This is a genomic window from Candidatus Kuenenia stuttgartiensis (assembly GCF_900232105.1).
Taxonomy (GTDB): Bacteria; Planctomycetota; Brocadiia; order Brocadiales; family Brocadiaceae; genus Kuenenia; species Kuenenia stuttgartiensis_A.
On record NZ_LT934425.1, the window covers coordinates 2,203,716 to 2,227,564 of the forward strand.

The window sequence follows — 23,849 nt, forward strand, 5'->3', positions numbered from 1 at the left end:
CCATATGGTGCGTTTTACCACAATGAAAACATTTAAGTGGGATATCGTCTTTTACCATAAGATATAATATAAAACAAACAGAGCGTTTAACCACGAAACACGAAGGGCACGAAGAAAAATTTACAAAAAAGAAGAGATTTTCCCAAGGGAATACTATATTGCCCTCCAAAATCTTACACAGAGTACCCCACAAAAACCACTTAAATTATGGTTAAAAGCATTTATTTCCCCAAAACCTAATTTGCTGGATAGACATTTCAATGTTTTTACTTAAACAATGCACAAACCCACCTCTTAATCCTCTCCCGAGAAGGAGCTTATCAAATTCCCGTCTTGGGAGGGGTAGGGGCGGGTAAAAATGAATGCCGTTGAGTTTTCGTCTTTTAAAAACCCAACCTAATTTGATTGACTATAAAAGAAAAAGCATCCACAATAGTATATCGTTTTCTCCTGCCAGGCATATAGCGGCACGCAGAATATTAATATGAACGTGTATTTTGATATGATTTGAGCAAATCAATTTAACAATCAATTTGTTTTTACAAAAAATGAGTTATTTTAAATCAAATCCCTATCGTATTATCCTCTTTGGCTTTATTTTTATTATCATAATCGGCACCTTCCTTTTAGCCCATCCTGTCTCTTCGACTTCAGGCGAACCGCAATCAGTGACAGACGCTTTTTTTGCCGCTACCTCAGCAATTTCCACCACCGGTTTGAGCGTTGTAGATATAGGGAAGTTTTATACAATATTTGGCCAGGTGATAATCCTTATGCTTTTCCAAATTGGCGGGTTGGGGTATATGATCTTTATTGTTTTGATAATGTATGGGCTTGGCATTCGATTATCTTTAAGCGGCAGAGTAGTTTTAGAAGAATCCTTTAGTTCGCATCCTTATGAAGATATTTTACGGTTTAGTAAAATTATTTGCCTCATTGCCTTTGTATTTGAATTTTCCGGCGCTGTATTTCTGACCCTCTTTTGGATGAAGGAATTTCCCTTAAAAGAGGCGGTGTATTTGGGCATATTTCATGCTATTTCAGCATTTTGCACTGCCGGTTTTAGTTTATTTCCGGATAATTTTTGTACATATGGTAACAGCATTTATTTTAACTTTGTCATCAACGGCTTATGTATTGCCGGCAGTATTGGGTTTCCGGTGATCTATGATATTTATCAAACATTTTTTGTGAAATCGCCGGAAGATGAAATGCTGCGGAAGATTTCAGTTCATACGAGGCTGGTAATGGTTATGATGCCGCTTCTCATATTTTCCGGGTGGATTTTGATTTTTCTTTTTGAATGGCATTCCCCGTTTCCTACTTTTAAAGACAGGGTGTTGACGACATTGTTTCAGACAATTTCCACTTCTACCACAACTGGGTTCAATACGGTAAATATCGGCACGATGAAAATCTCGTCATTGACTATGATGCTTCTGCTGATGTACATAGGCGCACCTGCCGGAGGCACCGGGGGAGGCGTTAAATCTACCACCTTTGGCGTCCTGATTGCGTCTATTTTTTCGGTTGTTTCGATGGAAGAAGAACCCATATTGTTTAATAAACGTATATCGGCAAAAATCAGGGCAAAGGCATTTGCTATCTGTACCCTGGCACTGCTCGTGATTATTACGGATATATTAATTCTCTCTGCCACTGAAAAGGCAGCATATATTGATATTGTGTATGAAACCTTTTCTGCCTTTGGCACTGTAGGGCTTTCCACAGGAATTACTCCTTCACTAAGCGTCGCCGGCAAGTTCATTATTTGCGCCACAATGCTGATTGGGAGGATAGGCCCGCTCGTCATAGGCTATTCCGTTTGGAGCAAGAAAAAAACAGTTTCCATTAAATACCCGCAAGGAATTTTTATGGTGGGTTAGTAAATAATAATTTTAAAGGAGTAATAAAGGCATGAGACAATTTGCGGTAATTGGATTGGGAAGGTTTGGCTTCAAGGTGGCAGAAGTATTGGCGAAAAAAGGAGCATCGGTAATTGCGATTGACCGGCGGCAGGATTTAATAGAAAAAATAAGCGATTTTGTTACCAAGGCAATTCAGATAGATAGCGCCAATGAAGAGGCGCTTATAGCCAGCGGCATTAAGGAGGTAGATGTGGCTATAATCAGTATTGGCGAAAATATTGAATCGAGCATCCTCACCACGGCACTGGTCAAAAATATTGGCATAAATGAGATCATTTCCCGTGCGTGTACCTCGCTTCACGCACAGATATTAAAAATGGTAGGTGCCACACGCGTAATATTCCCCGAAGAAGATATGGGTGTTCGCGTGGCAAACAGTGTTTTGTCTCCGGGCATATTGGAATACATGGAACTGGGCGCAGATTATACCCTTGCAGAAATTGAAGCGAAAAAAGAGTGGATTGGCAGCACGATAAACGTATGGGATGTAAAGAATAACTTTGGGGTTAACGTTGTGATTATAAAGAGGAAGATTGTTGAAACTGTGGAAAAGGCAGAAGAGGCAAAAGAGACAGAAGAGGCAAAAGAAAAAGAAATAAAAGTACTGCCCACCGCCAATTATAAAATTGAAGAAGGCGATGTTTTTATTATTTTAGGCGATAAGAAAGATATCGAGAGATTTGAGAAAAAATGGAAATAATGACAGGTTTTTCTTCTCAGTCCATACAATTTTACTATCCTTTTACAGTATTCCACGATAAAAAAATCTTTTTTTATAAGCTTTTCGTATCCTCTCGAAATTTCATGGTAAAAGATTGGCAAAGAACCACGGATTCCCATAAAAGTAACAAAAGATTATGTTGAGAAATGAACGATAACATGCTATTTTCTTACCATAAACATACTCAAGGGGTCCACAAAGTGTGATTTCAAAAATGCTATAACTATTTATGTCAACAAAAGTTAAATCTAGTTTTAGAAATCCCTGTTTGTGAACTCTTACAGTATAATCTCTTTCTATTCATCACCACACCCTAACATGGACAAGCGGAAACCAAACAAGCATGATAACGATAAAACAAAATTTTTTATAGGAACAATTGGATTTTAATCTGGATACCAACAAACAATAACCGTGAACTTTTTAATAAATAATAAATATATTCCAAAACGCCTGCAGGAGAAAATATATACCTATCTTCGCGGGCTGGTTAAATTACGCAGTTCGTCAAGAGCGATCTCCCTTGGCGTTGCCATCGGGATATTTGTTGCCGTGACGCCAACTATCGGACTACAAATTTTTATCGCCGCTTTTCTCTCGTCGATCTGCAATGCCAACCGGCCTGCGGCTATTATCTTTGTATGGACAACAAATCCAATAACCTTTCCTTTTGTCTATGGGTTTACCTACTGGGTGGGCAACCTTTTCTGGAGCGGCCCTCCGCTCTTTAAAGTCAAAGAAATTTTAATGAAAACTGACCATGCATTGGATAAAGGGGAAGTATGGCATTTCTATGACCGGTTAAAAACAATCCTGGCTCTCTGGAGAAATATTTTCATCCCCCTCACAATCGGTGGAATAATTGTGGGCGCTGTTGCAGGGGGTATTGCCTACTTAATTACATTGCGGGTGATTCTGTATTGTAAAAAGCATTTCAGGCACACCCACCACGAAGATACATGAATTTCTGCCGGTTCAATATGAAGGACGGCATATCGTTTCAGCGAGCGGAATCCGCCCTGGAACATTTTCTCAAAAAGTTAAACTGTTGCCTTGTTTTTAAATTTTCAAGCCAAATGAGAAAGGGAATAAAAGAATGAATATAACCTTTATCGGTGCGGCAAGAATGGTTACCGGCTCTTGTTTTTACATCCAAACGAAAGAGGCAAATCTGCTCATTGACTGCGGTTTTTTCCAGGGGTCAAAAGAAAATGAAGAACAGAACGCCAACTCTTTTTCCTTCGACCCCTCCGGGATACACTATCTTTTGTTGACGCATGCCCACCTTGATCATTCGGGACTCATTCCAAAACTGGTGAAAGATGGTTTTAAAGGGAAAATACTTGCCACAAACGCAACGGTTGAATTGTGCCGTATCATGCTTATGGACTCAGCTTATATACAGGAACGTGACGCAGAATGGGACAATAAGAAACGGGGCTGGGCTGGGAAGCCTTTATTAACACCCTTATACACTGCCGATGAAGCCGCCGACAGCCTTGATTATTTTCAGGGAATAGAGTATGGCACAATAGAGGAAATCGGGAACGGGATAAAGGTGAGATTTCAGGATGCAGGGCATATTTTGGGGTCTGCGATTGTTGAGTTGTGGGTAAACGAAGATGCCTCCGGAGAAAAAAAGCTCGTTTTTTCAGGCGATCTCGGGCAAAAAAATATACCTGTTGTAAATGACCCAACTCCCATAGAGGAAGGGGACTATGTATTTATAGAATCCACTTACGCCAATCGGAGACACAAGGGCATAAACGAGACAACCGAAGAATTAAGACAAGCGGTAACAGAGTCATTGGAAAGGGGGGGGAATATAAGTATCCCCGCCTTTGCCGTTGGACGAACACAAAACATCCTCTATCTTTTAAAAAAACTATCGATAGGGGGGAAATTAGACCATCTCCGGGTCTTTGTTGACAGCCCAATGGCAATACGCGCCACCAGGATTACACTAAATCATCCGGAATGCCTTGATGATGAAACCCTTGAGCTTATCAGGGAAGGGAAATTTTCCGGAAGCAATCTTTCGTTAGAATTTACAGAAGCCGTGGAAGCATCCATGGAATTAAACAAGATAAAACGCGGTGCGATTATCATTTCTGCCAGTGGGATGTGTAATGCAGGCAGAATTCGCCACCATTTAAAACACAATTTGTGGCGCCCGGAATGCAGCGTTATCTTTGTGGGATTCCAGGCATATGGTACGCTGGGAAGAAAGATTGTAGAAGGCGCCTCTATGGTAAAACTCTTTGGTGAAGAAATTGCCGTAAAAGCAAAAATTTATACGATCGGAGGTCTTTCTGCGCACGCGGACCAGGAAGGGCTTATGGACTGGCTTAATAAATTCAAAAGAAAACCCAGGCGTATTTTCGTTATACACGGCGAGGAAGAAACGGCGCTCGGCTTTGTTGACGCCATTAAGAAACAGCTAAACACCGACACCTGCGCACCGCTTCGCATGGAAGTTGTTACCATCTAAGACTATGCCGTCACAGTTACAAACACTTTCATGATTCTTTCAGGCAAAGACAGGTTTTAAACCTGTCTCCGCCGGACTACCACGTTTTCTTTGGAAAGGAGGATGGTTTCATGCACAGATTATTTAAAAACAGATCGAAAAAAACCGGTTTGCCCCCAGGGGCTCTTATTCATATTGGCGAGAAGAAATTAGCGAAGGTAAAAATAACTGCCATGGAATACAGCGGGACAAGCTGCCTTGAAAGGGAAATACCGGACATTAATGAATGCTTTCCGCTGAAAAACGACCAAATGACAACGTGGATCAATATCTGCGGTATTCATAGTATTGAAAACATTGAGAATATTGGAAAACTTGCAAATATACACCCATTATTGTTGGAAGACATAATGAACACAGACCATCGCCCAAAAATGGAAGATTTTGAAGACTATATCTTCATCGTTCTGAAAACGCTTACTTTTAACGAAGACGATAAACGGATTGATGCAGAGCAAATAAGTTTAATCCTTGGCCAAAATTATGTTATTTCCTTTCAGGAAAAGGAAGGCAGTATTTTTACTCCCGTCATAGGCCGGATTAAAAATGGCAAGGGACGCATAAAGAAAATGGGCGCAGATTATCTGGCTTATGCGCTCCTTGATGCTATTGTAGACGGTTATTTCGTTGTGTTGGAAAAGATGGGGGAATACATCGAGGACATAGAAGAAGAATTAATTACAACGCCTTCCATGGAAACCCTTCGAAAGATTCATAACGTTAAGCGCGAGATATTGTTTCTGCGGAAATCCATCTGGCCGCTGCGGGAGGTAATTAATACCATGGACAAGGGCGAACTACCCCTTATACGAAGCTCTACCTACGTTTATCTGCGAGATGTGTACGATCACACCATACATATTATCGATACCATTGAAACGTTTCGCGACATGGCGACAGGAATGCTTGATATTTATCTTTCAAGCGTGAGTAACAAGCTGAACGAAGTTGTGAAGGTATTAACCATTATCGCAACAATATTCATGCCGCTCACTTTTATTGCAGGTGTTTACGGAATGAATTTTAAATATCTTCCCGAAGCAGAATGGCGCTGGGGATATTTTGCCGTTTTAATGGCAATGGGTATCATCGGGACGACTATGGTTGTGTATTTCCGGAAAAAACGATGGATATAAATTATGGCTGCTGTTTGTTTCCAAACAAACCATGTGCCGGGCCGGCCGAAGCATCTGTTTGGGAACGAGCCGTGTATCGTTTACGCGGAATAGTTACTATATTTTCTACTTATCCGTTCTGAGTTCTTTCAAATAGCTTTCCATCTGGTAAAGATATTTTTCCGAGGCAGCCAGTGATTTTGTTCTTTCTTCATCTGTTGCTGCGCTTTTTGCCTGCAGGCTGTTTACTTTTGCCCGTATATTGGCACGATAACTTTTATAATAAATAAAAAGATCACGTTCTTTTTCCGATTTCATAGCGGGGAAAAAATCATTATAATATTCAAGAAATAAGTCTGACAAATCCTTTCGGCCAAATGCATCCAAATCCATACATAGGAAAGCCACTTCATTTAATACATCAATTTGACGAAAATCGTCATTGAACTCAATACAATCGAACGGCACCGGATCAGGTAATAAGAAAATATTCCTCGAATGTAAATCCCCATGGCAATCCTTGCAGAAGCCCTCTCTAAGCCGGTAGGCTATCAACGCCTTATTCTTATCCATAAACTTATCAGAAAATTTGATAGCATTGGCGATGATAACGCCGAATGTGCTGCCCAGTTGTTCCGTTATAAATTTCTTTTCTGCTGCCAGGTCATTGAATTTTTTTCCGATATCCGATAAATCCTTTTCATAAATAATCGTTGTGTTTTTATGAAATGAAGCTATTTTCTCTGCCAGCTTTTTGATATCTGATTCGGTTACCAAATGCTGCGTCAGCAATTTATCCATTTGTTTTTCTGTGTCCAGTCTATTCATTTTTACTGCGTAATCTATTATGGTTCCCTCCTTCCCACCGATAATAATTTTATCCTGCGATTTGCGTACAGGCAACACTTCGAGATAAACATTGAGGGTTAGCCTTTTATTTAATTCTATCTCCCTGTGGCAATAATAATTGCGACGCTCAAGGGTGGAAAAATCAAGAAAGGAATATTGTACCGGCTTTTTAATTTTATATACGAATTGATCGCATAAAATCACCCATGATATATGGGTTTCAATTAATTCCCTTTGGCTGGTTTCTTCCGGGAATTCGCCCCCGGACAACAGGTCATTGATTTGCTTTGTTGTCATTTTTAATTTTCAAATATTCAGAAGTCTTTCGCAACATTTCATCTATATTGTCATCAGTTGACTTCAATATCAAATGAGGCTCGTTTAATGGTTCATTTTGCCGGCGAATGTGTTTATAAACCTCAAAATCCGCTTCACTGTATGGCCTGGGCTTTTTTAATCTTTCTCTTATTATATTTTCATCCGCCTGAACCTCTATAAAGAAAATATTGCCCTTTCCCTTCATTTCCTCAACAAACATTTTCCTTGTATCTTTTCTATGAAAAGTGGCATCCAGTACTAAATTATTTTTTTGTTGTATCGCTTGCTCCATCTGTTGAAGCATTTTATCATATACCGCCCTTTTCTCCTGTTCAGAATAAACGCTTTCTTTAAAAAGTTCTTTCCTCACTTTATCACTGCTCACATATCCGGCGTTGATCATTTTTGCAAGCCTGGAAGCAAAATAACTTTTACCTGAACCCGGTAAACCGAAAACAATTATAATCATCATTGTTTGACCTGATTTTTGTTATTTAAAATTAAATGATAGGTTTCGAAAATTTGATCCGGCTTTGTTACTATCGTTTTCCTGCTGACAGTATCAGATAGATATTCAATTGAGTAAATATTTCAGTTTTCTCAGGTTAAGAATAAGAATACTTCCATCGTCTTTTATATCAATAAGCTTTTCATTTCTAAAATCGCTGAGGGTTTTTATAAGAGATTCATTTGCTGTACCCGTTCGGTTTTGGCAGTGAGGAAAATGAACGGTGTATTTTTTATTCCATCATTTTTATGAACGGCATGCAGTACCCCGTAGCCCTCCGGCACAGGCATCATAATATCGCAAATGTCAGATCAGGCGAATGCTCGAGTGCTTTTCCAATACCGGTTTTCATTCCCTGAATTCAATTATAATTAAATGAAAAAAATAACCTTTAATCATAGGCTACCTGACCACTGATTTCAATCAGCGACATCCTTTATTACCTGATCAGCGTTTACCTTTGCAGTGGTTTTCCATGGGATATTGGATTATAACAAGGGTGGATTATTTATCCGGCCCCCTTTTTTAATTTAATTACTATAATACAACAACTGATTTTCAGAAAGCGCTATCAAGCAAGATATCGAAAAATTTAAATCAGGAATTGAAAAATGAAGTATGAAAAGTCAGAAATAAAAAAGTTGAAAAAAGTAATCAAACGACCCTTTAAGTCAATACGCAGTGCTGAAATGAGTGAACGAGCAATAATCAAATTGCGCGATGCTTCCCGAAAAGATACATATTCAGTATATGCTATGATGGAAAGTTCCGCCACAGGAATTTCAAATGAAGAGGCGGATGATCGCATTTTAAAATTTGGTTTGAACGAGGTTGGCTACGATAAAGCGCCATCATGGCTTAAACAATTAATAAAAGCATTTATAAATCCATTCATTTTTATCCTTCTATCAATCATCATAATTTCTTTTGTGATTGATGTGGGGCTGGCAGCGCCTGGTGAGCAGGATTATAAAACGGTAGCAGTTGTTTCTGTTATGGTTATTTTTAGCGTGCTACTTAGTTTTTTCCAGGAGTTTAAAAGTAACCGTGCGGCCGAACAGTTAAAGCGCATGATAAAAACAACGGCAACAGTACTTCGTCAATCAATCGGTAAAGGCGAAATACTAATGACACATTTAGTACCTGGTGATGTCGTTTATTTATCCGCCGGAGATATGATCCCGGCAGATTGCCGCATCGTGCAAAGCACCGATTTATTTGTAAGTGAATCTATGCTCACAGGCGAATCACTTCCAGTAGAAAAAATGTATTTGCCAATTGGTGATGTGGATAATAGCCAACCTATTGAGCTTGGTAACCTATGCTTTATGGGTACAAACGTAGTGAGCGGATCAGCAAAAGCAGTAGTAATTACTACAGGTGCCAACACCTATTTTGGCAGTATCAGCAAGGGTATTGTTGGCGACAGACCGGAAACTAATTTCGATAAAGGGATTAATAAAGTGAGTCGCCTGCTCATTCGCTTTATGCTCATCATGGTACCCATTATTTTTCTGATAAATGGTTTAGTGAAAGGGGATTGGAGGGATGCCTTACTCTTTGCCATTGCAGTAGCAGTAGGATTAACACCTGAAATGTTACCTGTGATCGTTACTTCAAACTTAGCCAAAGGTGCAGTAAGCATGAGCAAACACAAGGTGATAGTAAAGCGATTAAATGCTATTCAAAACATTGGTGCAATGGATATGCTTTGTACCGATAAAACGGGTACATTGACTTTGGATAAAATTGTGCTGGAAAATCATTTAAATGTTTTTGGTGAGGAAGATGATGAAGTTTTGAAATGGGCTTATCTGAACAGTTACCATCAAACAGGCTTAAAAAACTTATTGGACAAAGCGGTGCTGGAACATGTAGAGGTAAAAGACTACTTAAGAGTAGAAGAGCATTTCACCAAGGTTGATGAAATTCCCTTTGACTTTCAACGCAGAAGAATGAGCGTTATATTAAAACAAAAAAACGGCAAACATTTACTCATTTGTAAAGGCGCCGTGGAAGAAATGCTGGATCTATGTACGCATAGTTTTGACCCTGGAGAAAATCGCCAATTGCATATTGGGCGGGATAAAGTGGTTTTGATGGATGATTTTATGCGAGGAAGAGTTTTAGAAACTTCCACAAGATCAAATGAAAAAGGGCTTCGCGTCTTGTTGCTTGCTATCCGTGAATTTGAGGGAGACCGGCCTTTGACCTATTCCGTTGCAGATGAAAGTAATCTTACACTAACAGGATTTATAGGTTTTCTTGATCCGGCTAAACCATCCGCAAAACCAAGTATTGAGGCACTACATAAATTGAATATCGAAGTAAAAGTATTGACAGGTGATAACGAAATTGTTACCAAAAAGATTTGTAAAGATGTTGGCATCCCAATTCAAAATATCATGTTGGGTAATGAGTTGGAGTTGATCTCTGATGAAGAACTAACTGATCGGATAGACGAGATTTCCATATTTGCCAAATTGAGTCCTTTGCAAAAAGTAAGAGTAGTACAAGCGTTAAGGGCAAAAGGTCATACCGTTGGGTTCCTGGGAGATGGTATCAATGATGCGGCTGGTTTAAAAGAAGCAGATGTAGGTATTACGGTGGATACTGCCGTTGATATTGCAAAAGAAAGTTCAGATATTATTTTATTGGAAAAAGATTTAATGGTTCTGAGGGATGGAGTAATTTATGGTCGCAGAACTTTTGGGAATATTATTAAATACATCAAAATGGCCACCAGCGGTAATTTCGGGAATGTATTCAGTATTTTAGGAGCCAGTGCATTTTTACCCTTCTTACCCATGTTGCCCATTCAATTATTGGTACAAAACCTTTTATATGATGTTTCACAAACTTCCATTCCATGGGATAACGTGGATAAAGATTTTCTGGAAATGCCGAAGAAATGGGATCCATCCGGGATTCAAAGATTTATGGTTCACATCGGCCCTATCAGTTCCATTTTCGATTACATCCTTTTTGCAGTAATGTTTTTTGTGTTTAAGGCGAACAGCCCTGAGCATCAAAGTTTATTTCAAACAGGCTGGTTTGTGGAAGGTCTGCTTTCTCAAACATTAATTGTACACATGATCCGGACCAAAAAAATTCCATTTATTCAAAGTTGGGCTTCTGCTCCGGTGATTGCATTAACCTATTTAATTATGATGACCGGAATTGCGATTCCATTCACACCTTTAGCAGAAGTTTTTTTTCTGCAGCCGCTTCCTTTTTCTTATTTCCCTTGGTTGATCGGTATTTTGGCCGGATATTGCTTCCTTACCCAATACATCAAAAATTGGTATATCAGAAGATTTAATCAGTGGCTTTAAAGTTTTAGGGGGGGAATTATGGATGAAAATACCGGATGCATTAATTTAATAAATAGAAAAATTGTTCGGGTGTGAGCTTTAAAGACTAATATTCTTCTTGAATTCCATACCAAAAATTTCAGAGGGTTCTCTTTCGGATGAGCAAAAAAAACGGTTGCTTGAAATAGCTGATAAATATCCCGTTCACAAAACAATGCTCAGCAAAACACAAATCATCACCACACCCATGAAATAGTTTACATAAAAGTCAGTTGAAAATAAGGAAAACAAAGTTCCGGCATCTTCTTCTTCTTCAACTTCTATAACAATATCAATGTCCCTGGTCATTCTAGGATTTGTATAAAAATTAGCTGCTATCGAACCGGTAATCATGTAAGGTATACGGGCAGGCGCTAATCTTTTTACAACTATTTTCAAAAACCCTGATCTCGTTAATCAAGAAAAATCCTTTTAATAATTAAATACTTAATTTGTAAACCAACATCTGCAATAATAATTGTGTACAGATTGGGTTGTGTCTTTGATATCTGTTCTTCATCTGATTTAACGGAATCTACATTTGATGCTGATAGTCTAATCTTTTGTAACACTTTGGTATAATGCCAAAGATTCTGTTATAATAATATTGTGATAATAAAATATTTGCATTGGGCAAAGTTTTCCTCAAGGATTGTGCTTAGGTTTATAAATAGAAAGTCTTTCGTTGTTGAAAAACGGAATAATAATCCGTATAAAAAATTTCTTATTCACGAGGTTCTCTATGAAAAAAATACATTTAGTATGGTCTTTTTTCTGTGTTATGTATGTTAGCCTTGCCATAGCAGCACATGCTGAAGAAAAAATAATACAGGGGAAAGAAGAAATCGAAAAGAGCATTTGTGAATTAAATATAAAAGGGCAGATAGAAAAAGAATTTCATCTTTATGTTACAGACGGCTATCAGGAAATGGCAGATGGTGAAATGATATATTTCTGGGGATTCACGCATGCAAAAGATTTTGCCGATGTGGAAGAAATTAAAACGAAGGCGGAAAGAAATGCAAAATTATTACCACTCAAAGTGCCGGGTGATGAGATACGTTTAACATCAGGCAGGAATTATGTTGTTGTTTTGCATAATGCCGGATGGTATGAAACAGAAGAACACTCAGGCATTAATCATGTAGCTCACACTATACATTTTCACGGACTGGATTTAATTCCCGCCCTTGATGGTGTGCCGAATTTACCGTATCCTTCTGTTTTTCCAGGAGAAATATACCGGTACTTATTAACCATTCCGGAAGATATCGAAGGTACGTATATGGGGCATTGTCATGTGGATTCCACAAACCATATTATGAGTGGAATGTATTTTCCCATCATAATAGAAAAAAAACCGAATGAAATTTATGGATATACATTTGACAGGGAATATACCCTTTTTATGAGTGAGTTAGATAGCGAATATATGGAGACGCTCAGGGAAGTAGGTGATATCAGAAGGGGTCTGGATTGGAATTCGAACTATTTTATGCTCAACGGAAGGATTTTTATGGATAACCTGACGCATCCGCTGTCGACCATAAATGACCCCAAAACAAGAATCGTTGCATATGATGGGGAAACTGTCTTGGTCAGATTATTGGCCTTAGGGTATGAACATATTTTTGCCTGGCATCCGCACGGTTTTCACGGTTTGGTAATCGGTACTGACGGCAGGAAATTTCCTTTTGCCTACGAAAAAGATACCTTACTTATTGGCTCTGGTGAAAGATATGATATTCTCTACAAAATCCCTGATTTTTCTTCAAAAAGAAAATGTCTGTCGTGTAATTATGGACCAGGGATCAGCATTGCTCACGACCACAATATGAAGGGTATGGTAAGCGGGGGGATTTATCCTCATGGGCCAATGACCATTTTTGATATTCGACCAAAAAAGATGACGCCATAAAATAAATAAGAGATTTTTCCCATGCGCTTTCTTATTATGTGTGCTGCGGTTAAAAAAAAAGAATAATTTCTTAGAACTTAAAAAACAGCTCATACGAAAGGAATTGTATGTCAATATCTATTAAGGTAAAAGAAGGAATCGCCGCTTCGTCCTGGATTGTGAATATCTTTGAGGATCGTTCTCAGGTTGTTTCTAAAGAGAAAGAAGTGTATGACTTTAGACTGGGAAACCCGAAGATAGAACCTCCTTTGGAGTTTGTTGAGGAATTGAAGAGGGTTGCAAATAATCCCTTTCCGGAGATGCATGGCTATTCAGCTTTGGCAGGACATGTTCAGGCGCGGGAGGCAATCGCTAAAACGCTGTCAAAAGAAAGAGGACTTCCTTTCACTGCGCAGCATGTAATTATGACCGCTGGTGGCGCCGGTGCATTAAATATTATTTTGAAAGCGATTTTGAATCCTGGCGATGAAGTCATTGTTTTGTCACCTCTCTATTTGGAATATCCCTATTACATAGATAACCACGGTGGGGTTTGTTGCGTGGCAGAAACAAACGCGGATTTTACCTTAAACATTGATGCTATAGCAGCAAAGACAACGCCCCGTACGAAGGCAATTATCATAAACTCGCCGAATAACCCATCCGGGATGATTTACTTTGATGAAAGTTTGAAATCTACCGCAAGGCTTCTGAACGAGAAAAACCGACAGTTTGGAAATGACATTTTTTTGATTTATGATGCGGCGTATCAGGACATCGTTTACGATGGCAATAAGCTTCCTGACATTTTTAACATCTATTCAAACACCATTTTTGCGGCCTCGTATTCCAAACCGCTTTCGATTCCGGGGGAAAGGATAGGGTATGCAGCCGTCCACCCTGCAATGAAAAATTCCAGGGAACTTATGGAGGCCTTGACATTTGCTAATCGCGTTCTTGGGTATCTGAGCGCCCCTGTCCTTATGCAACATGTCGTTACAAATCTTCAGGGTGTTTGTGTTGACAGGGCGGAATATCAGGGAAGAAGGGATATGTTTTGTAATGCGCTGCAGGATTTTGGTTATTCATTTACACGACCAATGGGTGCTTATTATATCTTTACAAAAACTCCCGGAGATGACCTTGTATTTACGCAAGAACTGGCTAAAGAAGGAATACTGGTGCTTCCGGGGAAGAGCTTTGGAAGAAGTGGATATATCAGAATCGCCTTCTGTGTTAAGAAAGAAACCATTAAAAAATCGCTCCCGGGGTTTAAAAAGGTTAAAGACTTTTACCGTCATTAAGACTGAAAAATTAAGGTATATTTTAATTCTAAAAGAAGAAAGGGGAAATCTATGAAAGTATCTGTCTATGACACACACGTAGTGAAGAAAAACGGGCTGACAATGCATTTTGATATTATCGTCCCTGATGATCAGACACATGAAAAGGTTCTTCAATTTGGCCTTGAATATCTAAAAAGAGTGGGACAGGAGGGACAACCACTCACAACAAAAGAATGTCGTTTCTGCCACATGGAAGAGGCGTCAGAGGATATTGAAAAGGCTATTAAAGAAAGCGGTTATTACATTTATGAAATGGAAGGATGTCATTGAGAAACACTCCAACCCGATTTTGATGCGAGGCTAACATGGAATTCAAAAATTTGTCGAATAACTATTAAAATACCAGTGATAGGTCTTGGAACATGGACTATTGGCGGAGGAGATGAAGCAGATACCACGTATGATAAAGAGAATATTTCTGCAATAAAAACTGCAATCAAACTTGGAATAACACACATTGATAACGCTGAAGCATATGCCCAAGGCCATTCAGAAGAACTGGTTGGAAGAGCAATCGTTGGTTTAGATAGAAAAAGCCTGTTTATCACCTCGAAAGTTTCACCGGAGCATTTAAGCTATGACAATCTTCTTGCTTCTGCAAAAGGAAGCCTGCAAAGATTAAATACGGATTATATTGATTTATATTTGATTCATGCGCCTAATCCGGATATCCCAATACAGGAAACCATGAAGGCAATGGATTTTTTAGTTGAACAGAAACTGGTTAGGTGTATTGGGGTAAGTAATTTTTCGGTTGACCAAATAAAAGAAGCGCAGAAATATACCAAAAACAAAATAGTTGCTAATCAAATTGAATACAACCTACTCGTAAGAGACAAAGGCAGAGTTACAGAGAATATGGAATCTGAAATAATTCCCTATTGCCAGGAAAATAATATTTTCATTATCGCATGGAGACCACTTGCAAAGGGTAAGCTTGCAAAACCGGGTTTCAAAATCTTAGATGAATTAGCTGATAAGTATCATAAGACGCAGGCCCAAATTGCAATAAATTGGCTAATTTCTAAAAAGGGGATTGTTGTCATTTCGAAATCAACAAAAGTTGAACATCTTGAAAAAAACCTGGGTGCAATTGGCTGGAAATTAAGACAAGAAGATACTGATAGATTAAATAACGAATTTATTAATTCAAGGACGTAAATAAATTTACAAGGTTGATTATTTTTAGAAATAAAGGCTTAAATTTGCCATATTTGGAATAAAACGTGTTTACGAAAAACCGGACGAGGGTGTGCAGAGACAGAGTATTGATTGACCGTCTATGGCCACGGGGACTCAAGAAAGAAGATGCCGCCAAATATTATTGAATGAAAGAGATTGTTTCCTTTGCAGGAAGGCTGTGTGTTGAAAGGGGAAAAGTTACATTTACAGGCAACCAATTATATAATGCACATAAAATAAATTTAAAAAAGGGGGATGATAAGGATGACAAAGTTAGATCCAATTGTAGAATTTAGAGAAGACCACCGAAAGGTAAGGGACGGATTACTTGAATTAATGGAAGCCTTGCAATCAAAGGATGTTGTTACGGCAAGGAAAATACTTGGCAAAATAAACGTGGCTGTCGGCCCACATTTTCGATATGAGGAAGAAACTCTTTATCCCGCACTGCGGGTATTATTAGGCGAGCACGTAGACCAGTTAATAAAGGAGCATGATGGCGTAATAGCTACTGCCCGTTCTTGTGCTGAGCTATTAAAGAAGGATAGCCTGACAGATGAAGAGGCAAAAAAGGCGACCACGGCAGCAAGGGAGCTTTTAGTCCACGTCTCAAACTGTGACGGTTTGTCCATACTTTCCGAAAGATTGAGTAAAAAGGAAGTTGATAATTTAAGCGAGAAACTTGCTGCCGCAAGAAAGGCAGGCGTACCTTTACTGGATTGGGCAGAAACCATAAGAGGCAAATGAAATAAACCATGGAGACAGATAAGAAAGGTTTGGCGATCATATTTCATAGCGGTTCTTACGACCGCATTTATCACGGTTTTTCCATAGTCCTTGTAGCCCTGGCATTGGGCAGAGAGGTAAGGTGTTTTTTTACCTATTGGGCATTAGAATATCTGATAAAAGGAAAGTCTGTGTTCCAGCTTAATGAAGAGGGACAGACTCACAGGAAGCTATTAGAAGCGCATATGAGAAAGGGCCATATTCAGGAAATATCTGAACTTTTAACTCAATCTAAGGCAATGGGTGCAAAGTTTTATGTGTGTACCAATTCTATGGGCTTGTTAAATATATCGCGGGATGAAATTGTAAATGAGGTTGATAAGAGTATGGGGTTAACCACATTTCTCGCGGAGACTGGTCAGGATCAAATCCTATTTATTTAATTTATGAAAGAAATAAAGATCATGGGTATCAACCATTGATATTGCACATATTTTTGAAAGGAGGTGTTTACTATGAAGGATCGAATTAAAATCAACGATAGTGTCACATCGGCGAGTCAACCATCAGAAGAAGAAATTAAAAAACTACCGCAACAAGGATTTAAATCGGTTGTCAATCTTCGGGCTTCCGGGGAAGAAGATCAGCCACTTTCTCCAAAAGAGGAGGGGGATCTGGTTAAAAAAACAGGGATGAAATACCTGCATATTCCGGTATCAACTAAAGAAGAAATCAAGCCGGAGTTGGTTGATCGATTTCGAAAAGAAATAGAGCTTCTCCCGGCACCTGTTTTCGTACACTGCCATACGGGGAAGCGCGCCGGGGCGTTTACTATGATGTATCAGGCATTAAAAGAGGGAGTCACGGGTGAGGAAGCGATTCAGAAGGCAGAGTCTATGGGTTTTGCATGTGATGTGCCGCAGTTAAAAGCGTTCTTCATAGACTATATTAATCAGCACGGGAAAGTGTAGTTATAGTGAAACGTTAATAGAAAGTAGTCATTGCGATGGTTAGCCCAAAGCAATCTTTAAAAACCTCTTTAATTAGTTTTTTTAATGAAAAGTTTTGAAAATCAAAGAATATAAGGAGAAGTTTTAAAAATGGAAAGATACAAATGTTTGGTTTGTGGATATATCTATGACCCCAGTTCTGGCGATCCTGACCATGGAATTGATCCTGGCACCAGCTTTCAAAATTTACCTGATGATTGGACATGCCCTCCATGTGGCGCTCCAAAGGAACAGTTTGAACAAATTTAAAAGTTTTGGATAAATGACATATCAATGGAGACAGATGGGGGTAAAAAATTTCTGGATTGACCTGCTCAACTTCAACGGAGATTCACCTCAAGTCAAAAAACAAAAATGCCGCCGGAGTATCGTGTACGCTAGCACATTACCGCAAACACATGCCTCCGCGTACTATCTTCCTTTTCTGACAATGCACCCAGTGCACAGAGATCGTCTTTCTGTGCGGGTGCAAGTCTTATCGCTTCAACCCCCAAGGGAGGAACATAGGGACACTTCCCATGTTTTTTTCACCAGATCAAGCAATAAATATGGGAAGTGTCCCCTTAATCCCTTAATTCCCGAAGAAGCTCTTCTTTAGATATCTTTGATTTCATAATAGCTACTTTCCGACTTATGACTTATAATCACTGATCAAGGTTTGACCCTCATTCCCCGTTTTTGGGAAATGTTTATTACTATTTTATGGAATCAATTTAAACTATTTTCAGTAAATTATTGTATTGGTAACACAGAAACATGCATACACTTATTGAAGATAAATCATTTCGAAACAAATTATATGTCTTTAAAGACAGGAGAGAAGCAGGAAAACTCCTTTCGCAACAGCTCGTGGGACACAAAAACACCGATGCCATAGTGCTTGGCATACCTTCCGGAGGCGTCCCGGTAGCTGCAGAAATAGCAAATGCCCTTGTGCTTCCCCTTGACTTACTCATTGTGCGAAAGGTACAGATACCCTATAACACAGAATCCGGATTTGGCGCTGTCAGCCCTGATAACATGGTATTATTGAATGAAAAACTCTTCAGCAAACTCAACTTATCTGCAGAAGAGGTTAAACGACAGATTCAAAGAACTAGAGAAACAATCAAAAAGAGAAACGATCTCTTTAGAAAAGGCGTGCCATTTCCTTCCGTAAAAAACAAGGTCGCAATTATTGTAGACGATGGATTGGCGTCCGGTTATACCATGCTTTCCGCCATTGCATTTATAAAAAGACATGAACCTCAAAAGGTTGTAGTTGCCGTTCCAACAGGATCAAAAGAAACGGTTGATGACGTTCTGTCTCAGGTTGATGAACTTGTTTGCCTTAACGTGAGAAGCGGTTTTGTTTTCGCCGTGGCAGACGCCTATGAGAACTGGCATGATTTGGATGATGATGAAGTACTATCTTTCTTAAAAAATTTCAACGAATCAGGGACAAGCAATGACTGATTATTGAAAGATTTTTTTTAGAACCTTTAAGATATTACGATTTATCATTATTGAAAGGAAGGTAAACATAAATAATGATTCCCATTCATGAACTGCTGAACAAAATACTTTGGAACAGCGAATTTGGGAAAGGTACTTTTGAAATCGGTTACTTTGACCGCGTTGCACAGAAAATCATGAGGGTCCCCTTTAAAAATATCCTTTTAGAAAAAGGAAACCACGCTACCTTCCAGTTGATGGACGCTAATGGAGAATTATTAACAATTCCTTTTCACCGTGTGAGGGAGGTCTATAAGGACGGAGAACTGATCTGGAACAGGCCACATTGAATCGTTTATCTTTTACGCCTGCCCGGTGAAGTGGCCTCTTTTCCTTGTTTATATGTGTTTGCCAAATTATTATCTATTGCAGACCATATTTATTCCAGACCAGCATTGTCAATAGATAAGGCTTGACCCCATCGATTAAGCTCCGTAGGAGCGGCCTGTTTGTAACAAAATAGGATATTATAACAGATCGTAGAGACAGGTTTGAAACCTGTCTCTGCAATTAGGAGCGACCTGTCTCTTGTAAATCCATATTAAACAGGTCTGCCTGAATATGGACAGGCCGCTCCTACGGAGCTATTTACTCTATTGAATTTTATTGTGCTACAAACAGACCGCCCCTAACGGGGCTACATGGTATTTTTTCTATACCGGGAATTTTTCAAAAAACTAAAGTGTTACGAAACCCGTGGTTTCAGTCTGATTGAGTATACATCACTTTGCTCTGTAGCTTCACCACGCGCATAAGAGCCAAATACAATTACCCGTTCAGAATCGGCGACAATGGCCATATTTTTTGTGACTCGTCTTATTTCATCTTTATTAACAATGAGGTGTACCCCGTTGTCAAGATGGCTTCAAGTAAAACCTGACGGTGAAGAATTCATGAAGCGGCTACAAACCGAAGGTTCTAAGGTTAAAGTTGAATTTCTGATATCGTCTTACGATATACCAGAGGCTGTGCGTGGTTCCTATAACAAAGAGAAGTACCGATTTGTTATTGAATTTAAATATATAGGCGACGAACCAACGAAAGCAGAACCGCAAGATAATTACGTTACATTTGTAATTGGCAAAAATAGTAGTCGGTTATATAGAATTGAAATTGGCGTTAAAGCATTAAGGGTAGAAAAGGTTGAATTGCGAATGAAAATAAAAGATAAAGGCAAAAAAACACTCAACAACCTCATTCAGAAACCAATAAATAGGCTTAGACAGGATAATTACCGGCTCACACAGAAGGCTTTATCTGAAATAGAAGATGAGCTTTACTCACCTTTGTTGTAACACTTTGGTTTTTCGAAAAATTCCAATACTAGCGCTGTTTGCCGCACAGTGTAGGGGCGAAGCATTTGCTATAAATTGTCATAAATGTGTTCATACCCAAACGGGCAAATGCATCGCCCATACTTTTTCAAAAAACTAAAATGCTACCCTCTGTTGGAAATATCTCATAGAAGGCAATTCAGATTATAAGCTCCCGCGAACTCAACTTGGAAAATTGCAAATTCCTGGTAATTTCGGAAATACCTTACTTGATTCTACGAACTAAAATTAGGTATGATGTCGCTTGAATTCAAGTCTGGCAATGATTTTTGGAAAAGAGTTGCAGACCATATTTATTCCAGACCAGCATTGTAAATAGATACGGTGACCCCATGACCCTTTATGCAAATCTCATGTTCTCATCAGTATAACTGAAATTTAACAGCGAATTACTGTAAAGCCGTTAAGCGGAAGAAAAAGAGAAATAAGTATTGCACAATCATCCTTAATGTGGGATATTTGATGCGAATGTATGACTTGGAAAAGCGAGATGTTAAAATCTATTATTTGGATAGGTTCTTCATTGAAAGACTTGAAAGAATTTCCAAAAGAAGTACAAAGAGAATTTGGGTATGCATTATATCAGGCACAGATGAATAAAAAGCATCACAGAACGAATCCACTAAAAGGTTTCGATGGTGTTATGGAAATTGTCAGTGATTAGGATAAAGATACCTACAGAGGAATATATACTTATAAACTGGGAGTGAATATTTACGTGCTCCATACTTTCAAAAAGAAATCCAAAAAGGGCATAAAGACTCCGAAAGAAGAAATCGAGGTCATAAAGCAACGATTAAAAAGAGCGAAAGAAATAGCCGAAGGAAAATAAGATGAAAGAAGATTATATCGTCGGTTCAGGAAACGTATTTAATGATTTAGACTTTGAAAATCCGGAAGAAGAATTAGCTAAAGCAAGATTGGCTTCAATTATTAATGATATAATTGAGGAAAGAGGACTTTCCCAGGAGCAAGCCGGAAAAATTCTTGGAGTAAATCAACCGAAAATATCTGCTCTAAAAAATGGGAGATTAAAGGGTTTTTCTATGGAACGGTTATTTTCTTTTCTAGAAAAATTAGATCAACACATAGAAATAACCATTACCGATAAATCTAAAGTTAAAGCGAAGCGTAGTATTGAAGTCGCATATATACATTGATCTTGTTCGTTTTAAAGGGTTACACATTCCTTTATCTTAAGTTTGATAGGGCAGGCAGTCACATCTGGGTCAGTCACACAATCAGATAATCAGGGGACACTTCCCATATTGCTTGCTTGATCTTGGGAAAATAAGGGAAGTGTCCCTATATTTCCCTGAATAATAGTTGAATAATGAATGCCTGACCATCTGTCTCATGTTCACGACAAGACTACTTCAGATTTTTCTCCGGTTGCTTCGTTAATTACGAAGAGCTTGCCGGCATCTTCCTTTTTCAACTGTTCGTTGGCGTTAAGTAATTCAATCCCATAAATGGTACCGTCAGGAGCTATGTCTATGTTAATCTCTTCCCCTACCTTTATTGTCTCCACTCCTGTTGTTTTCTCATGCAACCTTATATAAGCTATGTTGTATCTCGGATCATAGGTTAGTCTCATTTTCTTCCCTCCTTCCTAAAAATATTTGGTTATTACTGTAACAACTATCCAGTCGTTATTTTCTTTTACGGCAATTGCTTCAATCTGTTTTGTTGCATACTGCATCTCACGCCAAATACCGTCAAAATGAAAGTTTCTTCTGAAACCTGTCCTGCCAAATTTTGCCAGAAAAGTTTCGCCTCTTTCAACAGTTGCGACAACCTCATCTTCTGTTGCTCCACGCGCAGTCATTCGCTCTCTTGCATGCGGATGAAGTTTTATCACTGTTCATTCTCCTTTTTCCCAGATTCTTATTTACGTAATTATACGACATTTTCTTTCCAATGCGGGTTCAGGTTTGCAACTCAATGCTATTAAGTTAAGAATTATTTGGTTAAAACAACCCCCTAAATCCCCCTTTTCTAAGGGGGACTTGAGGAATTCCCCCTTAATAAATGGGGTTAGGGGGTTGTTTTGCCAGCATTTATTGTGTATTCAAAAAGTCGTTGCCGAAGGCAGCCTGATTTAAATGTTTTTAAAGTACAACCTTGCCTTGATTCTTTCTAAAGAAATTGGTGGTTCAAAGATTTTTATGGGATCAAAAGCTATGGCGAACCAGTTTGTATCTTTAGTTGCAGGGCATTGATAGGGTGGTTTTGAAAATTGCATTATGCCAAATACATTTTTGCCTGTAATTGAAATATGAAGGCCGGACCCTGAACTCTCTCTTGATCCACCCTACCGCAAAACCTGCTTAAATAAAATGAAAATTCCTATACTATCAAGCTATAGCTTCGTCTATAGCGTCTTTTGCTTTGATAATTGCCTGCGCAAGCCGAGGAAGTGTTTTTTCTTTATCTGCATGTACAGAAGCCTTTGATGAAGCATTAATTTCACCAATTAACATATATGCTTTACTTATTTTTATGTCTTTATTGCTGATTACATACTTATATTGATTCCAAGAGGTGTCTGAAAGATAAATAAAATAATCATTCTCTAAATCTTTAGTTAATCTTGTTACTTTAATGTTTGGGGAATGCGCTGGATAAGCAGCTTCTATAAGCAAACGGTTAAGTCTTTTTATGAAATATTTCTCTAATTCGTTTAATTCGGCGGCTGATTTTTTTCTGTAGTCATTCGTATGGTTAACTAATCCTTCTGTTTCTTCTGAGAGCTTAAACGCAGGTATTCTTTTTTTAAAAATATCATCATAGAGCATAGGTTTACACAAAAGTTTGTTTAGCTCTTTATCAACTACTACTATCTCATCAATTCTATTTGCTTTTAAATCTTTATTAATTTCTTTACAGAGATTTTCTAGACTTACGTTTTTAAATTCATCGTCGTTATGAAAGTCAAAATTGATAGCATTATCAATGCCTTTTTCTGATAAATTTTTTGTTAGTTTTCGTAAATCGTTTTCTAATAATTCTTCAAAAATATTTTTATATTTTTCGGTTAAATAGTTTTTATTATTCTCTAATTCTTTTTTTATCGTTTTTCTCCTTTTTCTATCAGTACGGAAGGACGTAAGCCAAGAACCAGCTAATGCGAGAATAGCTCCAACAAACATATTGATTAAAGAAAGTATAAAATCAAACACCCTCTTCTTATTACGTTCGTAACAAAGTACTACTTTTTTTGCCTCTTTCCTGAAGATATTTTCGTTATTTTTATCTTTTTCGATAGAGACGTTATTGTTGCTTATTAAAGAGGTGGTACTTTCATGAGCGAATAAATTTAAAGCGATACTTATTAAGATGATGAATACTAATATGATATTTTTAGAAATGCCAAAGATTTTCATTTCGCTTACATGTCCTATTAAAAAAACCTTCCTTTACGCCTTGCAATAGGATACTTGTAACAAAAGTTGTAAAATTTGCAAGTTTTTTAAAGTTGTGGACAGAGGGTCGGAGGGTCAGTACTATTGTTCAGAATTTAAATATGAAGGAGACC

26 protein-coding genes and 2 pseudogenes are annotated in these 23,849 nt (G+C 38.4%); 19 read left to right on the forward strand and 9 right to left on the reverse strand.

The features are described 5' to 3' along the window. Positions 1 to 548: 548 nt before the first annotated feature. The 5 genes from KSMBR1_RS10115 (at position 549) to corA (ending at position 6,315) form a co-directional block, all read left to right on the forward strand. Complete coding sequence (locus KSMBR1_RS10115) at positions 549 to 1,886, forward strand: TrkH family potassium uptake protein (protein ID WP_099325225.1); 1,338 nt, start codon at positions 549 to 551, stop codon at positions 1,884 to 1,886. A 31-nt stretch (positions 1,887 to 1,917) separates the two neighbouring features. After that, a complete protein-coding gene (locus tag KSMBR1_RS10120; protein ID WP_099325226.1) occupies positions 1,918 to 2,628 on the forward strand; it encodes a potassium channel family protein in 711 nt (236 codons plus the stop codon). 435 nt (positions 2,629 to 3,063) lie between these two features. Beyond that, positions 3,064 to 3,612 (forward strand): DUF2062 domain-containing protein, encoded by a 549-nt coding sequence (locus tag KSMBR1_RS10125; RefSeq protein WP_157820516.1) that lies wholly within the window; start codon positions 3,064 to 3,066, stop codon positions 3,610 to 3,612. A 133-nt stretch (positions 3,613 to 3,745) separates the two neighbouring features. Continuing rightward, on the forward strand, positions 3,746 to 5,140 hold the full coding sequence (locus tag KSMBR1_RS10130; protein WP_099325228.1) for an MBL fold metallo-hydrolase RNA specificity domain-containing protein: 1,395 nt from the start codon (positions 3,746 to 3,748) through the stop codon (positions 5,138 to 5,140). Positions 5,141 to 5,250: 110 nt separating this feature from the next. Next, the gene (corA, locus tag KSMBR1_RS10135; RefSeq protein WP_099325229.1) at positions 5,251 to 6,315 is read left to right on the forward strand and encodes a magnesium/cobalt transporter CorA; all 1,065 of its coding nucleotides are present in this window, start codon (positions 5,251 to 5,253) and stop codon (positions 6,313 to 6,315) included. Positions 6,316 to 6,420: 105 nt separating this feature from the next. Here the strand turns inward: corA and KSMBR1_RS10140 are convergent, their stop codons facing one another. From KSMBR1_RS10140 to KSMBR1_RS23395, 4 genes and pseudogenes are all read right to left on the reverse strand, one after another. After that, positions 6,421 to 7,440 carry a hypothetical protein gene (locus tag KSMBR1_RS10140; RefSeq protein ID WP_099325230.1) on the reverse strand — a complete coding sequence of 340 codons (1,020 nt, stop codon included), beginning with the start codon at positions 7,438 to 7,440 and terminating at the stop codon, positions 6,421 to 6,423. Beyond that, on the reverse strand, positions 7,418 to 7,933 hold the full coding sequence (locus KSMBR1_RS10145; protein WP_197705157.1) for a P-loop nucleotide/nucleoside kinase family protein: 516 nt from the start codon (positions 7,931 to 7,933) through the stop codon (positions 7,418 to 7,420). The genes KSMBR1_RS10140 and KSMBR1_RS10145 overlap by 23 nt, the downstream gene beginning before the upstream one ends. Positions 7,934 to 8,035: 102 nt before the next feature. Beyond that, complete coding sequence (locus tag KSMBR1_RS23390) at positions 8,036 to 8,140, reverse strand: hypothetical protein (RefSeq protein WP_419470095.1); 105 nt, start codon at positions 8,138 to 8,140, stop codon at positions 8,036 to 8,038. Between the two features lie 20 nt (positions 8,141 to 8,160). Further along, a pseudogene (locus tag KSMBR1_RS23395) lies at positions 8,161 to 8,318 on the reverse strand (response regulator); the annotation flags it as partial. Between the two features lie 262 nt (positions 8,319 to 8,580). Here KSMBR1_RS23395 and mgtA point away from each other — a divergent pair. Further along, positions 8,581 to 11,304 (forward strand): magnesium-translocating P-type ATPase, encoded by a 2,724-nt coding sequence (mgtA, locus tag KSMBR1_RS10160; RefSeq protein ID WP_099325231.1) that lies wholly within the window; start codon positions 8,581 to 8,583, stop codon positions 11,302 to 11,304. A gap of 183 nt (positions 11,305 to 11,487) precedes the next feature. Here mgtA and KSMBR1_RS10170 read toward each other — a convergent pair whose 3' ends face one another. Continuing rightward, the gene (locus tag KSMBR1_RS10170) at positions 11,488 to 11,721 is read right to left on the reverse strand and encodes a hypothetical protein (RefSeq protein WP_099325232.1); all 234 of its coding nucleotides are present in this window, start codon (positions 11,719 to 11,721) and stop codon (positions 11,488 to 11,490) included. A gap of 343 nt (positions 11,722 to 12,064) precedes the next feature. Here KSMBR1_RS10170 and KSMBR1_RS10175 point away from each other — a divergent pair, with 343 nt between their 5' ends. The 10 genes from KSMBR1_RS10175 to KSMBR1_RS10220 all read left to right on the forward strand — a co-directional run bounded on the left by KSMBR1_RS10175 (position 12,065) and on the right by KSMBR1_RS10220 (position 19,267). Continuing rightward, positions 12,065 to 13,240: a multicopper oxidase domain-containing protein gene (locus tag KSMBR1_RS10175; protein WP_157820517.1), complete on the forward strand. Its 1,176-nt coding sequence runs from the start codon at positions 12,065 to 12,067 to the stop codon at positions 13,238 to 13,240. A 107-nt stretch (positions 13,241 to 13,347) separates the two neighbouring features. Next, positions 13,348 to 14,523 (forward strand): pyridoxal phosphate-dependent aminotransferase, encoded by a 1,176-nt coding sequence (locus KSMBR1_RS10180; RefSeq protein ID WP_099325234.1) that lies wholly within the window; start codon positions 13,348 to 13,350, stop codon positions 14,521 to 14,523. A 51-nt stretch (positions 14,524 to 14,574) separates the two neighbouring features. After that, complete coding sequence (locus KSMBR1_RS10185) at positions 14,575 to 14,835, forward strand: DUF2024 family protein (RefSeq protein ID WP_099324986.1); 261 nt, start codon at positions 14,575 to 14,577, stop codon at positions 14,833 to 14,835. Positions 14,836 to 14,910: 75 nt separating this feature from the next. Beyond that, positions 14,911 to 15,726: an aldo/keto reductase gene (locus KSMBR1_RS10190; protein WP_197705158.1), complete on the forward strand. Its 816-nt coding sequence runs from the start codon at positions 14,911 to 14,913 to the stop codon at positions 15,724 to 15,726. 285 nt (positions 15,727 to 16,011) lie between these two features. After that, entirely contained in the window at positions 16,012 to 16,494 is a 483-nt protein-coding gene (locus KSMBR1_RS10195) for a hemerythrin domain-containing protein (protein WP_230405714.1), read from the forward strand. Positions 16,495 to 16,502: 8 nt separating this feature from the next. After that, a complete protein-coding gene (locus KSMBR1_RS10200; protein WP_099325236.1) occupies positions 16,503 to 16,916 on the forward strand; it encodes a DsrE/DsrF/DrsH-like family protein in 414 nt (137 codons plus the stop codon). 72 nt (positions 16,917 to 16,988) lie between these two features. Continuing rightward, positions 16,989 to 17,444, forward strand: coding sequence for a protein tyrosine phosphatase family protein (locus tag KSMBR1_RS10205; RefSeq protein WP_099325237.1), 456 nt, complete (start codon positions 16,989 to 16,991; stop codon positions 17,442 to 17,444). Positions 17,445 to 17,573: 129 nt separating this feature from the next. Beyond that, positions 17,574 to 17,732: a rubredoxin gene (gene rd, locus KSMBR1_RS10210; protein ID WP_099325238.1), complete on the forward strand. Its 159-nt coding sequence runs from the start codon at positions 17,574 to 17,576 to the stop codon at positions 17,730 to 17,732. Between the two features lie 507 nt (positions 17,733 to 18,239). Beyond that, positions 18,240 to 18,938 (forward strand): phosphoribosyltransferase, encoded by a 699-nt coding sequence (locus KSMBR1_RS10215; RefSeq protein WP_099325239.1) that lies wholly within the window; start codon positions 18,240 to 18,242, stop codon positions 18,936 to 18,938. A 74-nt stretch (positions 18,939 to 19,012) separates the two neighbouring features. Further along, positions 19,013 to 19,267 (forward strand): DUF504 domain-containing protein, encoded by a 255-nt coding sequence (locus tag KSMBR1_RS10220; RefSeq protein WP_099325240.1) that lies wholly within the window; start codon positions 19,013 to 19,015, stop codon positions 19,265 to 19,267. Positions 19,268 to 19,662: 395 nt separating this feature from the next. Here KSMBR1_RS10220 and KSMBR1_RS23400 read toward each other — a convergent pair whose 3' ends face one another. Continuing rightward, a complete protein-coding gene (locus KSMBR1_RS23400) occupies positions 19,663 to 19,776 on the reverse strand; it encodes a nucleotidyltransferase domain-containing protein (RefSeq protein WP_099325241.1) in 114 nt (37 codons plus the stop codon). Between the two features lie 52 nt (positions 19,777 to 19,828). On the opposite strand from KSMBR1_RS23400, the gene KSMBR1_RS10230 reads away from it, so the two are divergent. The 3 genes and pseudogenes from KSMBR1_RS10230 (at position 19,829) to KSMBR1_RS10240 (ending at position 21,471) form a co-directional block, all read left to right on the forward strand. Beyond that, positions 19,829 to 20,272 carry a hypothetical protein gene (locus tag KSMBR1_RS10230; RefSeq protein WP_157820518.1) on the forward strand — a complete coding sequence of 148 codons (444 nt, stop codon included), beginning with the start codon at positions 19,829 to 19,831 and terminating at the stop codon, positions 20,270 to 20,272. Between the two features lie 511 nt (positions 20,273 to 20,783). Further along, positions 20,784 to 21,143: pseudogene (locus KSMBR1_RS23405) on the forward strand (type II toxin-antitoxin system RelE/ParE family toxin). A 1-nt stretch (position 21,144) separates the two neighbouring features. Then, positions 21,145 to 21,471: a helix-turn-helix domain-containing protein gene (locus KSMBR1_RS10240; RefSeq protein ID WP_099325243.1), complete on the forward strand. Its 327-nt coding sequence runs from the start codon at positions 21,145 to 21,147 to the stop codon at positions 21,469 to 21,471. Between the two features lie 200 nt (positions 21,472 to 21,671). Here the strand turns inward: KSMBR1_RS10240 and KSMBR1_RS10245 are convergent, their stop codons facing one another. The 3 genes from KSMBR1_RS10245 to KSMBR1_RS10260 form a co-directional block, all read right to left on the reverse strand. After that, positions 21,672 to 21,908, reverse strand: a complete 237-nt coding sequence (locus tag KSMBR1_RS10245) for a DUF2283 domain-containing protein (RefSeq protein WP_099325244.1) — start codon at positions 21,906 to 21,908, stop codon at positions 21,672 to 21,674. A 15-nt stretch (positions 21,909 to 21,923) separates the two neighbouring features. Next, positions 21,924 to 22,172, reverse strand: coding sequence for a DUF4258 domain-containing protein (locus KSMBR1_RS10250; protein ID WP_230407990.1), 249 nt, complete (start codon positions 22,170 to 22,172; stop codon positions 21,924 to 21,926). Between the two features lie 496 nt (positions 22,173 to 22,668). After that, the gene (locus tag KSMBR1_RS10260; RefSeq protein WP_099325246.1) at positions 22,669 to 23,697 is read right to left on the reverse strand and encodes a hypothetical protein; all 1,029 of its coding nucleotides are present in this window, start codon (positions 23,695 to 23,697) and stop codon (positions 22,669 to 22,671) included. Positions 23,698 to 23,849 lie beyond the last annotated feature (152 nt).

What these genes read in the sequence shown, in the direction of transcription:
- KSMBR1_RS10245 (WP_099325244.1), bottom strand. Translation starts at nt 21,908, where the DNA reads ATGAGACTAACCTATGATCCGAGATACAACATAGCTTATATAAGGTTG.
- KSMBR1_RS10205 (WP_099325237.1), top strand. Translation starts at nt 16,989, where the DNA reads ATGAAGGATCGAATTAAAATCAACGATAGTGTCACATCGGCGAGTCAA.
- KSMBR1_RS10140 (WP_099325230.1), bottom strand. Translation starts at nt 7,440, where the DNA reads ATGACAACAAAGCAAATCAATGACCTGTTGTCCGGGGGCGAATTCCCG.
- KSMBR1_RS10260 (WP_099325246.1), bottom strand. Translation starts at nt 23,697, where the DNA reads ATGAAAATCTTTGGCATTTCTAAAAATATCATATTAGTATTCATCATC.
- corA (WP_099325229.1), top strand. Translation starts at nt 5,251, where the DNA reads ATGCACAGATTATTTAAAAACAGATCGAAAAAAACCGGTTTGCCCCCA.
- KSMBR1_RS10130 (WP_099325228.1), top strand. Translation starts at nt 3,746, where the DNA reads ATGAATATAACCTTTATCGGTGCGGCAAGAATGGTTACCGGCTCTTGT.
- KSMBR1_RS10220 (WP_099325240.1), top strand. Translation starts at nt 19,013, where the DNA reads ATGATTCCCATTCATGAACTGCTGAACAAAATACTTTGGAACAGCGAA.
- KSMBR1_RS10115 (WP_099325225.1), top strand. Translation starts at nt 549, where the DNA reads ATGAGTTATTTTAAATCAAATCCCTATCGTATTATCCTCTTTGGCTTT.
- KSMBR1_RS10200 (WP_099325236.1), top strand. Translation starts at nt 16,503, where the DNA reads ATGGAGACAGATAAGAAAGGTTTGGCGATCATATTTCATAGCGGTTCT.
- KSMBR1_RS10145 (WP_197705157.1), bottom strand. Translation starts at nt 7,933, where the DNA reads ATGATGATTATAATTGTTTTCGGTTTACCGGGTTCAGGTAAAAGTTAT.
- KSMBR1_RS10215 (WP_099325239.1), top strand. Translation starts at nt 18,240, where the DNA reads ATGCATACACTTATTGAAGATAAATCATTTCGAAACAAATTATATGTC.
- KSMBR1_RS10240 (WP_099325243.1), top strand. Translation starts at nt 21,145, where the DNA reads ATGAAAGAAGATTATATCGTCGGTTCAGGAAACGTATTTAATGATTTA.
- KSMBR1_RS10175 (WP_157820517.1), top strand. Translation starts at nt 12,065, where the DNA reads ATGAAAAAAATACATTTAGTATGGTCTTTTTTCTGTGTTATGTATGTT.
- KSMBR1_RS10120 (WP_099325226.1), top strand. Translation starts at nt 1,918, where the DNA reads ATGAGACAATTTGCGGTAATTGGATTGGGAAGGTTTGGCTTCAAGGTG.
- KSMBR1_RS23400 (WP_099325241.1), bottom strand. Translation starts at nt 19,776, where the DNA reads ATGGCCATTGTCGCCGATTCTGAACGGGTAATTGTATTTGGCTCTTAT.
- rd (WP_099325238.1), top strand. Translation starts at nt 17,574, where the DNA reads ATGGAAAGATACAAATGTTTGGTTTGTGGATATATCTATGACCCCAGT.
- KSMBR1_RS10195 (WP_230405714.1), top strand. Translation starts at nt 16,012, where the DNA reads ATGACAAAGTTAGATCCAATTGTAGAATTTAGAGAAGACCACCGAAAG.
- mgtA (WP_099325231.1), top strand. Translation starts at nt 8,581, where the DNA reads ATGAAGTATGAAAAGTCAGAAATAAAAAAGTTGAAAAAAGTAATCAAA.
- KSMBR1_RS10180 (WP_099325234.1), top strand. Translation starts at nt 13,348, where the DNA reads ATGTCAATATCTATTAAGGTAAAAGAAGGAATCGCCGCTTCGTCCTGG.
- KSMBR1_RS10185 (WP_099324986.1), top strand. Translation starts at nt 14,575, where the DNA reads ATGAAAGTATCTGTCTATGACACACACGTAGTGAAGAAAAACGGGCTG.